This window comes from Enterobacter sp. CRENT-193, from assembly GCF_002787395.1.
GTDB lineage: Bacteria > Pseudomonadota > Gammaproteobacteria > Enterobacterales > Enterobacteriaceae > Enterobacter > Enterobacter hormaechei_C.
Window position 1 is genome coordinate 3,350,448 of record NZ_CP024812.1, and the last position, 15,712, is coordinate 3,366,159.

Annotated in this window: 15 protein-coding genes; 6 read left to right on the forward strand and 9 right to left on the reverse strand. The window is 55.0% G+C overall.

Going from position 1 to position 15,712, the window contains the following annotated elements; genetic code table 11:
* Nucleotides 1–21 precede the first annotated feature (21 nt).
* The 3 genes from CU081_RS16710 to CU081_RS16720 form a co-directional block, all read right to left on the reverse strand.
* Nucleotides 22–1,677, reverse strand: coding sequence for a glucan biosynthesis protein D (locus CU081_RS16710; RefSeq protein WP_032645623.1), 1,656 nt, complete (start codon nt 1,675–1,677; stop codon nt 22–24).
* A gap of 230 nt (nt 1,678–1,907) precedes the next feature.
* A complete protein-coding gene (locus tag CU081_RS16715) occupies nt 1,908–2,681 on the reverse strand; it encodes an ABC transporter substrate-binding protein (protein ID WP_003857237.1) in 774 nt (257 codons plus the stop codon).
* A 10-nt stretch (nt 2,682–2,691) separates the two neighbouring features.
* Nucleotides 2,692–3,861 (reverse strand): pyridoxal phosphate-dependent aminotransferase, encoded by a 1,170-nt coding sequence (locus CU081_RS16720; protein WP_003857239.1) that lies wholly within the window; start codon nt 3,859–3,861, stop codon nt 2,692–2,694.
* 113 nt (nt 3,862–3,974) lie between these two features.
* Between CU081_RS16720 and CU081_RS16725 the strand changes: the two genes are divergently transcribed.
* On the forward strand, nt 3,975–4,817 hold the full coding sequence (locus CU081_RS16725; protein ID WP_022651173.1) for a LysR family transcriptional regulator: 843 nt from the start codon (nt 3,975–3,977) through the stop codon (nt 4,815–4,817).
* Here the strand turns inward: CU081_RS16725 and CU081_RS16730 are convergent.
* Both CU081_RS16730 and hglS read right to left on the reverse strand, forming a co-directional pair.
* Nucleotides 4,804–6,309 (reverse strand): carboxylesterase/lipase family protein, encoded by a 1,506-nt coding sequence (locus tag CU081_RS16730; RefSeq protein ID WP_022651172.1) that lies wholly within the window; start codon nt 6,307–6,309, stop codon nt 4,804–4,806. The two genes, CU081_RS16725 and CU081_RS16730, sit on opposite strands and share 14 nt — an antisense overlap.
* Before the next feature lie 42 nt (nt 6,310–6,351).
* Nucleotides 6,352–7,695 carry a 2-oxoadipate dioxygenase/decarboxylase HglS gene (gene hglS, locus CU081_RS16735; protein ID WP_003857245.1) on the reverse strand — a complete coding sequence of 448 codons (1,344 nt, stop codon included), beginning with the start codon at nt 7,693–7,695 and terminating at the stop codon, nt 6,352–6,354.
* Nucleotides 7,696–7,922: 227 nt separating this feature from the next.
* On the opposite strand from hglS, the gene CU081_RS16740 reads away from it, so the two are divergent.
* Entirely contained in the window at nt 7,923–8,846 is a 924-nt protein-coding gene (locus tag CU081_RS16740) for a LysR substrate-binding domain-containing protein (protein ID WP_003857247.1), read from the forward strand.
* 41 nt (nt 8,847–8,887) lie between these two features.
* Here CU081_RS16740 and CU081_RS16745 read toward each other — a convergent pair whose 3' ends face one another.
* From CU081_RS16745 to CU081_RS16760, 4 genes are all read right to left on the reverse strand, one after another.
* Nucleotides 8,888–10,579 carry a methyl-accepting chemotaxis protein gene (locus CU081_RS16745; protein WP_022651171.1) on the reverse strand — a complete coding sequence of 564 codons (1,692 nt, stop codon included), beginning with the start codon at nt 10,577–10,579 and terminating at the stop codon, nt 8,888–8,890.
* A gap of 159 nt (nt 10,580–10,738) precedes the next feature.
* Nucleotides 10,739–11,857 carry an S-(hydroxymethyl)glutathione dehydrogenase/class III alcohol dehydrogenase gene (locus tag CU081_RS16750; protein ID WP_003857251.1) on the reverse strand — a complete coding sequence of 373 codons (1,119 nt, stop codon included), beginning with the start codon at nt 11,855–11,857 and terminating at the stop codon, nt 10,739–10,741.
* A 32-nt stretch (nt 11,858–11,889) separates the two neighbouring features.
* A complete protein-coding gene (locus CU081_RS16755; RefSeq protein ID WP_003857256.1) occupies nt 11,890–12,165 on the reverse strand; it encodes a metal/formaldehyde-sensitive transcriptional repressor in 276 nt (91 codons plus the stop codon).
* A gap of 216 nt (nt 12,166–12,381) precedes the next feature.
* Nucleotides 12,382–13,170, reverse strand: coding sequence for a phosphotransferase family protein (locus CU081_RS16760; protein WP_022651170.1), 789 nt, complete (start codon nt 13,168–13,170; stop codon nt 12,382–12,384).
* A 398-nt stretch (nt 13,171–13,568) separates the two neighbouring features.
* On the opposite strand from CU081_RS16760, the gene CU081_RS16765 reads away from it, so the two are divergent.
* From CU081_RS16765 to ycgZ, 4 genes are all read left to right on the forward strand, one after another.
* Nucleotides 13,569–13,880, forward strand: a complete 312-nt coding sequence (locus CU081_RS16765) for a hypothetical protein (RefSeq protein WP_003857260.1) — start codon at nt 13,569–13,571, stop codon at nt 13,878–13,880.
* Between the two features lie 339 nt (nt 13,881–14,219).
* Entirely contained in the window at nt 14,220–14,825 is a 606-nt protein-coding gene (locus tag CU081_RS16770; RefSeq protein ID WP_022651169.1) for a hypothetical protein, read from the forward strand.
* A 184-nt stretch (nt 14,826–15,009) separates the two neighbouring features.
* The gene (locus tag CU081_RS16775) at nt 15,010–15,282 is read left to right on the forward strand and encodes a DUF883 family protein (RefSeq protein ID WP_022651168.1); all 273 of its coding nucleotides are present in this window, start codon (nt 15,010–15,012) and stop codon (nt 15,280–15,282) included.
* A 190-nt stretch (nt 15,283–15,472) separates the two neighbouring features.
* Nucleotides 15,473–15,712, forward strand: a complete 240-nt coding sequence (gene ycgZ, locus CU081_RS16780; RefSeq protein ID WP_003857265.1) for a regulatory protein YcgZ — start codon at nt 15,473–15,475, stop codon at nt 15,710–15,712.

A 15,712-nucleotide genomic window follows, 5' to 3' on the forward strand; every position in this document is an offset into this window, starting at 1 on the left:
CCCGGCACAAACCCATAAGGACTAGCGCATGATCCGGTCGTCAACGTAGTTACGTTTGTCCGGCGCGGGCGGGAAGTACTGGTACAGCCAGGTCTCGCTGATGGCATCGCCCTGACAGCGCAGGAACAGGCGCATATCCACCGGCTCGGTGGAGTCAGAGGTTGGATACCAGTCAAACAGAATGCGATACCCGTCGAACGGTTCGACATAGAGGATCTCCACCTGCTTCGCTTCACCGCTGGACAGGGTAATCACCGGCTCAATGCCCTTCGGTGCGGCGGCCTTCAGATCGCCCCCGACGAAGTCAATGGCAAAGCGACGGGCCCACACTTTCGGGTAATTTTCACCCGGCGCCCAGCCCTCCGGGAAGCCGCCCATACCGGTACGGGTAGCGTAGACGTTTGCCAGCGGGGAACGCACCGGCGGCTGCGCGCTCCAGTAGAGACGGTATTTGAAGTCCAGCTCATCACCCGCCTGCACCGGTTTCTCCGGCTGCCAGAAGCAGACCACGTTATCGAGCGTCTCGCCGGTTGTCGGGATCTCCATCAGGGCGATGGATCCTTTCCCCCAGTTGTTGCGCGGCTCGACCCACAGGCTTGGTCGCTTGTTATACCAGCCCATGACGTCCTGGTAATGGGAGAAGTCACGGTCAAGCTGTAACAAACCAAAGCCTTTCGGGTTTTTATCCAGGTAGGCGTTGAATTGCAGCTTTTGCGGGTTGTTCAGCGGTCGGCAGATCCACTCCCCGTTACCGCGCCACATCGCCAGGCGGTCTGAATCATGGATCTGCGGATGTATGGTGTCGCACATGCGGCGTTCGTTGTTGCCGCAGCTGAACATGCTGGTCATTGGTGCGATGCCGAGCTGCTTGATGTCTTTGCGCGCATAGAGATGGTTTTCGACGTCCATGATCACCTGACTCTTCTCACAGTGGATCACAAACTTATAGGCACCGGTAATGCTCGGGCTGTCCAGCAGCGCATAGACGGTAAAGGTGGTATCACCCGGCTTAACGGTTTCAAACCAGAAGGAGGTGAAATCCGGGAACTCTTCCGGGGTGTCGGTAAAGGTATCCACCGCCAGCCCGCGCGCGGAAAGGCCGTACTGGTAGGTATCATCCACTGCGCGGAAGTAGCTCGCGCCCAGGAACGAAACGATATCGCGTCGCGCCAGTTCCGGCGCTTTAAAGACGCGGAATCCGGCGAAGCCGAGGTCACTCTGCCCTTCAAGCTGTTTGGTATCCACGCCCGTATCGCCATAGCTGAACAGCTCAGGCCGGAAGTGGATCTCACGCGCCTGAGAGGTGGTTTGATCCAGCGAGAACATGCGCACGCGGCGGCGGAATCCCATCCCCATATGGAAGAACTGGGCGTCCAGCTGACGGCCTTCAATGTTATTCCACAGCGACTGCTTCTCATCGTAACGGATGGCGTTGTACGCCTGCGGCGTCATGGTGGCCAGCGTTTCCGGCAGCGGACGCGGCGCACCGCCCCACGCGGTTTTCGCCAGATCGTGCGCCATGGATTGCAGAACAGAGAAGTCAAAGCGACGGCTCTGACCGTCGGCAATGTCGGAGTCAGCAGCATACGCCGCCTGGGAAAACAGAGATGCAAGGCCAGAAGTGCCGCTCAGGGCAGCCATTGCCAGGGAACCTTTGAGAAAACGTCTGCGATTCATGCCTGAGAAAACGTCCTTATGGTCGTGTGAATGAGTTTCGCGCGCAGCGAAATGACGGCAAGAAAGAACGCACAGCCTAAACAAAAACGGTTAAGAATCCAATTGTTGGCGGGTGATTATCTGAACAAACCGAGAAATATTTTCTGTCGACCAGAACGGCCTGAAAAAGGGGTAAAGTTATGTATAAAAATGCCCCGGCTGGACATCGACAGCCGGGACCAACGAGGCGGTTATTTTACGCTGACATCGATACCCGGGAAGTACTTATCAGCCAGTTTAGCGATCGTGCCGTCGGCACGTACTTTATCAATTGCGGCATCAAGCTGCTTTTTGGTGGCCTCATCCCCTTTACGCAGCCCAAAGCCGATCCCACTGCCGAGGATGGTGTCGTCCGACACCGGTTTGCCGATAAAGCCAAACCCTTTACCCTGCGGCTTACTGAGGAAACCTGCCTGCCCGGCCGCTGACATGACCAGCGAGGCATCAATGCGGCCATTCAGCAGATCTCCCCAGGCCATATTCTGATCTTTATAAGACACCACGGTGACACCGTGCTTTTCCCAGTGCTCTTTGGCGTAAGTTTCCTGAATTGAACCCTGGAGAACGCCGATGGTTTTGCCCTTCAGCCCTTCGGGGGTAGCCTCTACCGCAGAACCGGCTTTGCCCACCAGCTGGGAGGGAATGCGATAGATGGGCTGGGTGAAATCAATGCTTTTGCGACGCTGCTCGGTGATGTTCATCGCCGAGTTTATGGCGTCGAACTTTTTCGCCACCAGACCGGGGATCAGCGCATCAAACGAGGTTTCAACCCAGCTGCACTTCAGCGCGGCGGCTTTACAGATGGCATTTCCCAGCTCTACATCAAACCCTTCCAGCTCCCCTGACGCATTGCGGCTTTCAAACGGTGGATATTCCGCTTCCAGCCCGTATCGCAACTCGGTGGCGGCAAACGACGAGAATGAACACAACAGTCCCATGCCGACAACTAACGCGCGTAATTTCATCTCAAATTCCTTAACGTGGTGTAACCCGACAAAGGGCCTGGGCACCTGCCCGTAACGTCGCCTCATCTTTCGCAAAAGAGAGACGGATTAACTTATTGTCCGTGCCATCGGCATAAAACGCCGACAGCGGAATGGTGGCAACCCCGTACTCGACAATCAGCCTTTTCACCATCTCGCTGTCGCGCTCGTCGCTAAAGCCGCTGTAATCCGCCAGCAGGAAGAACGAACCGGCACTTGGTAGCAGCCTGAACGGTGAGTCGGCGAGCAAACTTTGCAGCAGATCGCGCTTGCGCTGATAAAACGCCGCCAGCGACAGCCAGGTTTGCGGATCGGTCATGTGTTCGGCAAACGCGTACTGCATCGGCGTATCGGCCGAGAACATTAAAAATTGATGGACTTTACATATCTCATCCATCAGTTCCGCGGGTGCCACACAATAACCCACGCGCCAGCCGGTGACGTGATAGGTTTTTCCGAAAGAAGAAATAATCACGCTGCGCTCCGCCAGCTGCGGGTGCGTCGCCATTCCGTGGTGCGGTTCGCCATCAAAAACGACGTGCTCGTACACTTCGTCAGACAAAATGATGATGTCGGTGTGGCGCGTCAGCGCTGCCAGCTGGTGCAGATCGGCGGCTGAAAACACCTGTCCGCTCGGGTTGTGCGGCGTATTGACGATGATCATCCGCGTGCGTGGGGTTATAGCCGCCCGTACTTCATCCCAGTTCACGGCAAAATACGGTACCGTCAGTTTAATGGCAATCGGCGTCGCTCCTTGCAGACGGACAATCGGCGCATAGCTGTCAAAGGAGGGCTCGAAATAGATCACCTCGTCTCCAGGATGAACCAGCCCGCTGATGGCTGAGTAAAGCCCTTCGCTGGCGCTGGCGGTCACCAGCACCTCACTCGCCGGGTCATAGTGTGTGCCATAGAGCGTGGCAATTTTGTCCGCGATGCGCTCTCTGAGCGGTTGCAGACCGGTCATGGAGGCGTACTGGTTATACCCTGCCTCCATGGCGCGGGTCACGCCGGAGATAAGTTTTGGGTCGCATGAAAAATTCGGCGCACCCTGAGAAAGGTTGATGGCGTTATGCCGGGCTGAAAGCTGGCCGATAACGGTAAAAATGGTGGTTCCTACATCGGGCAATTTGGATCGTGTCTGCACCGGCGTTTTCAAAGTCATCCTCTGTCCCTTCTCGTGGTGAATGCATAACTATTCAAACAACAACTTCATTGCCGGGACAATCGAATTGTTGTCATAATAGCCATGACAAAAATGCATAGCTAAGGTGAGATATGTCGCGTCGTTCATTTCCGCTTAATGCCGTAGAGACGTTCATCGTGACCGCGCGTCACCTGAATCTTACCCATGCCGCGAAGGAGCTTTGTCTGACGCAGGGGGCGGTAAGCCGTAAAATCGCCTCGCTGGAAAGCTGGTTCGGCTTCCCGCTGTTCGAGCGCCATGCGCGCGGCCTGCGTCTCTCCTCACAGGGAAGCGCCCTGCTGCCGGAGCTGCAATCTGCCTTTGAGCACCTGCTGAACGTTGCTGAACAGGCGCGAACGCACCAGACCGTAATTCGTCTGAAAGCGCCTACCTGCGCGATGCGCTGGCTGGTGCCGCGTCTGTTACAGGTGGAGCGCGAACAGCCGGAACTCCAGATTGCGCTGACCACCACCACCGATCACAACGTCAATTTCAAAACCGAATCCTGTGACGCGGCGATTGTGTTTGGGACGCACATGAGCGCCGGCGATCTGCTGTTCGAAGAGGCCTTAACCCCGGTGATGAGCCCGCTACGGGCCGGCTCTGCGCTGGAAGCACTCACCTTCCTTCACCCCACGCGGGACAAAACGGACTGGACGCTGTGGCTGGCGAAACAGCCGGGTCCGCCGCCAGCTATGCTCAAAAATCAACACTTCGAAACCATGGATCTCGCCATTACCGCCGCCATTCAGGGGCTGGGCATCGCCATCGCGGATGAAACGCTGGTGGAGGAGGACGTGCGCGCCGGACGGCTGATGCGCCCTTTTGACACGAGCATAAAAACGGGGGCGAGCTACCGGCTGGTATTACGCGACGCCCCCGGCCCTGAAAACGGGCTGGATGCGTTTCGCGCCTGTCTGCTCAGTCGAGGCTGACGTGGTGTTTCATCACCCGTTTGAAGAGGCTCATACGGGCACGCATGAAGCGGTTTTCAAGCCGAAAACCTGCATGTTTATTCACACCAATACGTAACAGCACGTCCCGCCCTTTCCGGCAGGCGGGCCAGCGCGTGGGCCCTGCCAGGCTATCGCGTGCCCCCGCATCCCGGGCGAAGCTCACCCAGTAGTCCGCCACCTGAGCGGCGAAGGCCAGATCGCGTTCATTCACATACTGCCGCGAAGGTTCCACCTGTCCAAGGGTATCGAAGACGTAGGGCACTTCGTTGCCGTGCCAGGCGCCGTTGATGTACGTCGCGTGCTCCGCTTCGGCCACATAATCAAACCAGTATCGCCAGCACAGGCCGCCCGCCCGCTGCTGGGCCTGCATTACCACGTATCCCATGGTGGTGAAGGCCATGTCGCGGCATACCTGCCTGCCGAGTTCCTCATCGCCCTTCACGCCAGGATAAAGCAGCTTTATCAACCCCAGGCCAAAGCGCCGCTCACGGCGGAGCTTCTGGATCTGCCCGGCCAGATCGACCCCGAATACCGACATCACGCTGGCTTCGTCGCTGTTCGACCCAATCATCACCGGTACAGGATGCTGGCGGGCCGCGAAGAAAACGTCGAGCATGGCCTCAGGCAAAACGCAATCCCCCACGATGGGCGCAGGGGCGATATTCAGCGGCGAGGTCAGCGGCCAGAACGCCTCAGGCGGGATCGCGCGAAGCTGTTCCGCGGTAGCACTGTGCAGGCCGAAATGGGCGGCAATCGCTTCGCCTTTATGCATGGCCTGCTCGCGCGGGGTGTCGGGCAGCGTGTACCCGCTTTGCACAATGGCTTTATGGAACAGTCCTCCCGCAAGCGGGGAAGCCATCAGCGACAGCACGCTGCGCGCACCGGCCGACTCGCCAAATACGGTGATGTTCTCAGGATCGCCGCCGAACGCGGCAATGTTATCGCGCACCCATTCCAGGGCCTGAATCTGATCGAGCAGTGCAAAGTTATGCACCACGCGCTCTTCCTCCCCCTCCAGCGCCGGATGGGCAAAAAAGCCGAGGTGGCCGAGACGGTAATTGATCGTCACCACCACCGTGCCACGCTTCGCCAGCGCCCTGCCGTTATACGGAGGCAGCCCGCCAGCGCCGAGGGTAAATCCTCCGCCGTGCAGCCAGACCATCACCGGAAGCGGAGCGGCGCGAGCCACTGGCGACCAGACGTTAAGATACAGGCAGTCTTCAGAGAACTGGCCGGGGTCGCCGCCGCCCAGCTCCTGACAGCTTTCGCTGCTCTGCCAGCTGGAGGCGGAGAACGCCGTCGCCGGACGCACGCCATCCCAGCGTGCAGGGGGACGCGGGGAGCGCCAGCGCCACGGGCCAACAGGGGGTGCCGCATAGGGAATGCCACACCACACATGGGTATCGCCTTCAGTAAAACCAATCAGTGCGCCCTGGCGCGTTTCAACCACAGGGGCGGAGGGATTTTCCATACCAACCTTCTTTTTCCATCACACCCTTGCAGAGTAACGGTTTCAGAGCAAACCGCAACGCTGTTTGCTGCGCGCTTCCGCCTCCTCGTAAAGCGAAAACTCGTCGTACACCGCACAGCCGAGCGCGGCTTCGAAGGCATTGCGGCTGGCATTGCCGTGGCTGCGCGCCTGCGTTTCATTGCCAAGATTCGACTGGAAGATCCCCGCCGCGCTGACGGGCAGAAAATCCTCGTAGGTGATGGGCTGTGCCACAACCCAGCCGCGTTCGATCAGCGGCTGCGGATCGTCGCCGGGACGAAATGCGTGGCGATGCGCCTCACCTGTCGGGGTCAGACGGTAGCGGAAATAAGCCAGCCCCTGACGGCGCAGGAACATTTCACTGTCCGGGAAGGCGCTGAAGATCTCGCGCAGGTGAAGCTGGTGGGTCAGGTTGTCTTTGCCGGTCCCGGCCTGGTTTAACAGGCTGTCGTACAGCTCGCGCCCTTTCGGCGTAAGCGCCACGCCGCGCTGCTCAATCTCACCGAAACGCGCGGTATGGGTGCCCTTGTGTTCCCCCGCGAACAGCACCGGCTCCTCCAGCGCCTTAAAGCTGGTCTGACGCAGGAGGATCGGCACCTCGCGGCGCGGCGGGCCTTCAATCAGGATTTTCGGCTCGATGCCGTACTTCGGCATTAGCTCCTGCACCCGGTCGATATCCAGCGTACGCGGCGTGAGATGGTTGATGTGGCACCCCGGGAAACAGACCACGTCGGCAATCAGGCGATGTTCGTTGCTCAGCGCCAGATAGGTTTCCTGATCGACCGTCGCATGGCGATGCCAGCGGAAGGTTTCTAAGGCTTCCTGCACAAATTCGCGCGCCTGTGCCTCGGTAAAGTGTCCCTGCGCATCATGCAGGTCGATCAGTTCCAGACAGCGCGGCGTAAAGATGTTGCGCCGGGAGAGGATCTCCGCCGCCCTTTCGCGCAGCGCAACGTTTTCAATCAGCTCCAGGCGCAGCAGCGAGGTAAAAATGCGAAACGGATTACGGCAGAGCGCCGCATCGTCTGTCGGACGAAACGCCGTCGAGTGGACGGGCACGCCCGCCTGGGAGAGATCGTAGTAGCTGACCGGGTACATGCCCATAATGGCGAAGATCCGGCGCAGGGTGGAAAGCTCCTGCGCGGTGCCAACGCGGATCGCACCGTGACGTTCAACATTCAGGCGCGCCAGTTCGTCTGCGTTCGCCAGTTGTTCATGTAAAAGTGGGTTATTTTCCAGAACCGCCAGGTTAACGTCCGCCACCAGTTCCAGCAAGGTGCCGTACTGCGGAACTTCCTGCTGGTACATCGCCGACATAGCCTGCGAAAAGTGTTCCCGAATATCATCAGCCGTGATGGTGTTCGCCATGATGTCATGCCTCCAGTGAATACTACCTGGAGTGTAGAGAAGCCCGTTCCTTTCGTTGGGAAGAATTTACGAATTGTGATCCAGGCAGACGAGTGGTCAAAGCGTGGGCATTTTCGAAAAACGGTTGTAACTCAAACAGATCAAATGTTAAAAATATTTTGCTATCAGGTTATCAAATTCAAACATCTTAACTTGTCACCCGCGTCGCTCTGTTTTTAACATCGCCTATGGAAAAAAATGGTCTGTTCAGTCAGCGCATACGCTTGCGCCATTTGCATACATTTGTGGCCGTCGCTCAACAGGGAACGCTGGGGCGAGCGGCTGAAACCCTTAACCTCAGTCAGCCTGCACTCTCCAAAACGCTGAACGAACTGGAACAGCTTACCGGAACCCGCCTGTTCGATCGCGGCCGTCTGGGGGCTCAGCTTACACTCGTGGGCGAACAGTTCCTGACGCATGCCGTTAAAGTTCTCGATGCCCTCAATACCGCCGGTCAGGCGTTAAACCGTAAAGAGGAGCCGGCCAGCGACATCGTGCGCGTGGGCGCGCTGCCAACGGCGGCGCTGGGCATACTGCCTGCGGCGATCGGCCAGTTCCACCGTCAGCAAAAGCACGCCACGCTTCAGGTCGCGACCATGAATAACACCATGCTGCTGGCGGGCCTGAAGTCAGGCGAGCTGGATCTGGGCATTGGGCGGATGTCCGATCCGGAACTGATGAGCGGCCTGAACTACGAGCTGCTGTTCCTGGAATCGCTGAAGCTGGTCGTGCGTCCGAATCATCCTCTGTTGCAGGACACCGTGACCCTGAGCCGTGTGATGGAGTGGCCGGTGGTGGTCTCACCAAAAGGAACCGTTCCGCGTCAGAATGCGGAAGCGTTGCTGCAAATGCAGGGCTGCACGCTGCCTTCCGGGTGTATTGAAACGCTCTCGGCGTCGCTGTCGCGCCAGCTTACGGTGGATTATGACTACGTATGGTTTGTGCCGTCCGGCGCGGTGAAGGACGATCTGCGACGCGGCGTGCTTACGGCGCTGCCGGTAACATCGCCCGGCGCGGGAGAACCGATTGGGATCCTGACGCGGGTAGATGCCCCGCTCTCTGAAGGTGCCCAAACGCTGTTAAGCGCCATTCGTAAATCAATGCCTCTCTGACCATAAACGCAGAACCCGCCGCGAGGGCGGGTCTGTCTTACTCAGAACGTTTCCCAGTTATCACCTGAGACGACCGCCGCCGGGGTTAAAGGCCCGGGTTTCGCTGCGTTTGCAGCGGCTGTAGTCCGTCCTGCGTGCGCCCCGTTGAGACGAAACGCGCCAACGGCTTCCGTCAGACGTGCGCCCTGCTCCTCCAGCGAAGCCGCTGCCGCAGAAGCTTCTTCCACCAGCGAGGCATTCTGCTGCGTCACCTTATCCATCTCGGAAATCGCCTGGCTCACCTGAACGATGCCGCGGCTCTGCTCATCGGACGCCGCTGCAATCTCCAGCATGATATCGGTGACGCGTTTAACCGCCTCGACGATTTCATTCATGGTATTGCCCGCTGCAACCACCTCCCCGGAACCCTGATCGATAAGCGATACCGATTCATTAATCAGGCTTTCAATCTCTTTCGCCGCGTTTGCGCTGCGGCTTGCCAGGGTGCGAACTTCACTCGCCACGACCGCAAAGCCGCGTCCCTGTTCACCCGCACGCGCCGCCTCGACCGCCGCGTTGAGCGCCAGAATATTGGTCTGGAACGCGATGCTGTTAATCACGGCGGTAATTTCAGAGATCTTCTTCGAGCTGGTGGAAATATTACCCATGGTTTTCACCACGCCGGAGACCATCTGCCCCCCGCGGCTGGCCTTCCCGGAGGCATCTTCTGCCAGTTTACTTGCATGATGCGCGTTATCGGCGTTCTGTTTCACCGTCGCGGTGAGCTGCTCCATGCTGGCCGCCGTCTGTTCAATCGCCGCCGCCTGCTGCTCAGTACGGGAAGAGAGATCGGTGTTACCCGCGGAGATCTCGCTGGTTCCCCGGTAGATCTCCTCCGCCCCTTGCCGCACGGTGCCTACGGTGGTCACCAGCGCGTGCTGCATCGTTTGCAGATCGCGCGTAAGGCGGCCAATTTCACTGCGCCCGGTCGGTTCGTCCGGCATGGTCAAATCGCCTTTCGCGATATTTTCGATACGCGTAGCGGCTCGCTGGAGCGGGTTTATCACCGTACGGCGCAGCACCACAAAAGTGATCACCGCCAGCGCCAGCGCCAGGCCAAACGCGCCGAACATAAACATCAGCCCCAGCCGGGTGCGGGTGTGAGCCTGCGCCGTCAGCGCGTTGGCGCGTTCGGTGCGGATTTTTATCGCCTTCAGCAGCACCGCGTTATAGGCATCGTCCAGCGGACGCGCGGTCTCATTTTCGTGGTTGATAATGGCTTCAAACATGCCGTTTTTGGCATATTTCAGCATCGGCTGCATACCGGCGATGTAGGCGTCATAGCGGGCTTTCAGATCGCCGTCCAGCGCTTCATCAGCCGGTGTGCGAATAGTGCGCTTCATATAGGCGGCAAATCCATCCTGCGACTGCCTGATGCGGGTCTCAGCCTCAGCGATGTTTTGTTTCATCGCCTCCATCTCCGCGATACGGCTCGCCGCCCCCGCGTGGATCATGTTGATACGGGCGGTGCGTAAATGGTTGGAACTGTTTGACAGCCCGGTGCGCACCTGGATTTCTGCCGTGACATCCTGCTGATCGTTATCGGCCTGGAGCAGGAAATAGCCTGCCAGACCCGAGCTCAATGCAAACAGGAGAATAATGCCACCGAGAATGGAGGAAAACAGCGGAACCAGCCGGATGTGATGCAAGAAACTCAGCTTATGCTGCGCCTGCATCGATGTTGTGTTGTCCATGACCGTCGACTCTCTTATAGGTAAGATGCGTAAAAACACGCCTGTAAAAGAGTCATCGGCACGCCAGGGAATTAGATTACGGTTAAAAGCGCCAGACAGGTCACACTTTAGAAAAGATCAGGGAAGAAATGCCAGCGGAAAAAAACGCTGGCAGAATAATCAGTTGTCGCCGAAATGGATAACGGTACGAATAGATTTTCCTTCGTGCATCAGATCGAAGGCTTCGTTGATCTGCTCCAGCGGCAGGCGGTGCGTAATGAACGGGTCGAGCTGAATTTTACCGACCATCGCATCTTCAACCATGCCCGGCAGCTGGGTACGGCCTTTCACGCCGCCAAATGCCGACCCGCGCCATACGCGCCCTGTCACCAGCTGGAAGGGACGGGTTTTGATCTCCTGACCCGCGCCAGCCACACCGATAATGATGCTCTCGCCCCAGCCTTTGTGGCAGCACTCAAGCGCTGAGCGCATCACATCGACGTTGCCGATACATTCGAAGCTGAAGTCCACGCCGCCGTCGGTCAGCTCAACGATCACCTCCTGAACCGGTTTGTCGTAGTCTTTCGGGTTGATGAAATCGGTCGCGCCCATCTCACCTGCGAGCTTAAATTTTTCCGGGTTGGTATCCACAGCAATGATGCGGCCAGCTTTCGCCTGTACCGCGCCCTGGATGACTGCCAGACCGATCCCGCCGAGGCCGAACACCGCCACGGTGTCACCCTCTTTCACTTTCGCCGTGTTATGCACCGCGCCGATACCGGTGGTGACACCGCAGCCGAGCAGACAGACTTTATCCAGCGGGGCCTGCGGATTCACTTTCGCCAGTGAGATCTCGGCGCACACCGTGTATTCGCTGAAGGTGCTGGTCCCCATGTAGTGATAAATGGGCTCGCCGTTATAGGAGAAACGGGTGGTGCCGTCCGGCATAAGACCTTTACCCTGCGTGGCGCGCACGGCCTGGCAGAGGTTAGTTTTGCCGGATTTGCAGAACTTACACTCGCCGCACTCTGCGGTGTAGAGCGGGATCACATGGTCGCCGGGCTTCAGGCTGGTGACGCCTTCACCCACTTCCACCACCACACCGCCCCCTTCGTGGCCGAGCACCGCCGGGAATACGCCTTCCGGATCGTCACCGGACAGGGTAAACGCATCGGTATGGCAAACGCCGGTGTGGGTAATTTTGATCAGCACTTCGCCTTTCTTCGGCGGAGCAACATCAATTTCAACGATTTTCAGCGGCTGGCCTGGGCCGAACGCGACAGCTGCGCGAGATTTCATGATGTCTTTCCCTTGTTGTGAGGTGTGTGGATTTATTTTAGATAAGAGCGCAGTAAATGGCCGACTTCCGCCATCCGCACAGCCCGCTGATCCGGGGTGGTCTCCCCCGTCACCAGCTCATCTTTGAGGTGAATTTCAACCATTTCCCCCATCAGGCCATTGGCAGCGCCGCGCACGGCGGCGATTTGCTGCAAAATGGCGAGACAGGGATCGCCCGATTCCAGGGCGCGTTCAAGGGCATCAACCTGGCCCCGAATGCGGCGGACGCGGGTCAGAATACGTTTTTTATCTTCGGGTGAATGCGGCATACGCCCTCCTGATACTATAGGGGGGTATTGTATCTGTTAATACGATTTTATGTAAACACGAAGTTTATTGTGGGTTTTAAGTAGAACCGTAGGTAATGTGAAAAATCAGCGAGTTAATATTAGTGACTCGCTGATATATCAGAAGTGGGCAATCAGGTGCGTCAGGAGCGAAAAGTACGTATTGCTATAAAAAGCAGAATTTTTAGAATTCATGCTTCATAACATTTTTTCCACGTTGTCTAACCAGTCGGGAAGATGTTCTCTGTACCAGTTGAGATACAAGGGAAATGCACTCTTTTGCCGCATATGAAGCAGGACAATCACTTCCGTGACAATCCAGGCTTTGACAATAGCAATTTCTCTGGCCAGCTCCCTGATATTTTGATGGGAGGATAGCTGGCAATAGCGTCCTGCAAGGTCTATAAATTCTTGTTTTGTCCCCATTCCCCTTATGAGGGGAGCCAGGTCAATAGCAGGACTCCCTTTGCCAAACCTTTCCCAGTCAAAAAGAACTAAATTACCGCTTTCTCTTCTTCCCCAGTTGCCTGCATTGCTGTCGCCTGAAACCAGGCTTTGGCAGGCGAATAACGCATTACTATTCTGCTGAAATCGTCGAAGCTGCCGGGCATTTTTTTCAGGTAATGCCAAAAGCATGAGAGCGTTTTCAAGCGCTGTTTCTGTCCACGTATGCGTATGATAGAGCCATTCAGAATTTGCAGGATAGCGATGCAGGCGCCCCAGCATAGCTATGGCATAATCGTTTGCCACAGCGGTCTGATCAACCTTATAAGGAATATACTCCAGTCTTAACTTGCGTAAGGTGGCATCAGCAGACAAAAGCGTTGGCGTAGCAATCCCTGCCTGATTAAGCTCTGTTGCCGCGTAGAGATAAAAGGCCCACTCAACATCGCTGACAGGCCACTTTTCTATAACTATCTGATTGCAATCACTGGTATTCAGCACCACTTTGGCAGTGCCCATTTTGGATAAATCCATTGCAGCCATGCACTGTCCCTTAAAAATTAACGTGTTGGTTGTTCTTGTTATTGAGTGTAATGCAAGTGTGCTACAGATGAAGTCATACATCATCATTCTTTCTTAAAAATCCTACTTTAAAAGACTTGTGCAATCACACTAACCCCCACTAAAGAACGTAGGTATCATAAGAATACGAAAAAGAATAGACTAATGCTGTTGGATATATTTATCTTTGATAACATTTAGCCTGTAGTAAACAAAATAAGTCGGGTGCAGCATGTTCGGACAGAAAACATTGCTGAAACTGGTCCTGATCCGGTTTATCCAAAAGAATTTTTATACACTCTGATAAATATTACTATCACAATTGGGTTTTACATATTGAATTCGGATCACAACGCTTCATCATTAAGGAATGACTAAGTATGAAAAGAATTGTTCTCGCCTCTTTGGTTTTATCTTTTTCGTTATCAGCTATCGCTAATCAATTAAGCATTGATGACCAAATTAATAATGCTTGTGCTAAGGCCTTAAGCGGTGATAAAGAACCTTTGGGTAACTTCCCACCAGATAGTTTTGCTGCAACAGTCAGTCCGAAAGTTAAAGAAGCTTACAACGAAGTTTTAAAATCTCGTTCTTCTATTGTAAACGACCTGAGTTTACAGAATGCAACCAGTTGCGCCAACCTGGTTAGAGATAAACTGAAATCAAAAGGTGAGTACAAAGAAGAAAAATAATTCCCAGGGTGGAGAAACAGCATTTTTGTGGAACTGAACGCTTTCTCAATCAGAGTATGTTCTTAAGAAAACATCGACAAGATAGTTCCGCAGCTGTGTTTTCCACCTCTCGCTGGTCCCTCAATACCCTGACATCCCGTTGCCTGATGGCACCCTCCGCAATGACATCGCCCCGCCTAAACAGCACAGACGTTGTTGACGATATTTACGCTTTCGTCTCGTCGTGACCAACCCTATTTAGCTCGAAATGTTAAAAATCCGCACTTATATGGCACATTGTGAACAGAAATAACATTCTCGTCACCTAACATACTCGCTACAAACAAAATGGTGGTGTTAATGATTGTACTAAAGAGCTTTTTATTCTTCGTTGGCGCGGCGGCCGCTTGCGCACTTATTGTACTTTGTCTTTGGGTTGATATGCGGTTTGTCGGCCATGATATTCCGGAATTATCACTGACCGAAATTATGCAGGAAACGGTATTAGCGAGTATTGTCTTTCTCCATTTTCGTCTGGCGAAAATGTACGAATCCATGCGTTACTGTAATATTCTGGTGGGCGGATTTTTCCTGACAATGCTAATTCGTGAGCTGGACGCGCTTTTTGATCTCATTTCTCATGGGAGTTGGGTGTGGTTCGCGCTGATTACCGCTGTGCTGGCGTTAATTCGCCCCGTTATGCATTTTCGTGCTACCCTGGAACAGCTGGCAAAATATACCCAATCCCCCTGGTACGGTATTCTGTTGAGCGGCCTGCTGGCTGTACTGGTCTTCTCCCGCCTCTTTGGAATGCAGGTGCTGTGGCACGCCATCCTGGAGCATGGCTATATGCGTGTCGTGAAAAACGCCGTGGAGGAAGGTTCGGAATCGTTCGGTTATATGCTGTGCCTGGCCGCATCCCTTGGTTATTACGTTACCTTTCCCGCTCACGCACGACAAAAATAATCTCTTCGCACTGCGTAGAGAGACGGCGAGGGAAATAGTGATCAACAACATCCTAAGGACGTTAGGGTTGTCATGTAAGAAAGACATATCCTAAAAAGGGGCAATCAGGCGTCGATTTCAGCGAATTCTCGCTCACGCCTGAAATCAGCGTCTATCCTTAGACTATCAACAAAAGGAGGCTGGAATGTCTGATTTCGACACTGATAAAAATGCACAATACGCTGGCGATAAAGCCAAAAACAAACTTGATGAATTATCCGGCTCTGCGCAGCAGCAGTTTGGTGAATTCGTTGACTCCCCTAAACACCAGGTGAAAGGTGCAGCGAAAAAATATGCTGCCCATGCCAGTGATGCCGTCTCGGATGTTACTGAAGCCGTCAGAAATAACCCGTTAACGGGCTTAATCGCTGCGGGTGCGGTAGGTATCGTTCTGGGACTTCTGTTGGGACGTAAATAATTTCAGGCCCTCCGGGGCCTTTTCTTTTCCCCCCCTTTCCTTCTCTTCCCCCCCCCTAATCTTGATAGTTCTCCTGATAAAAGCTCAATCCATACGAAAAAGTTGTACAATTTTGATGTACAGATTTGACCATATAGTATAAATTCGATGCCAGTGATGTTACAAAATTGTTTGTTAACGGTGGAAAATTATGCGTCGCAACCATGCTCCCTCTACAGCAGAAAGCGCTATAACCTTGTATTTTAACAAGGATAACGTCCCAACACAGCAGGAAACCCTTGGTGCCATCGTCAGTGAGATCATCAAAGAAAATGTACAACTGAGCAGAATGACAATTTGTACAAAGCTGTTGCGCAGAATTGAAGAATCCACGTCTGACGTTGAGAAAGCGCACTACAACGGTTTGATAGCCCTCTTCTTCGAGCGTTAA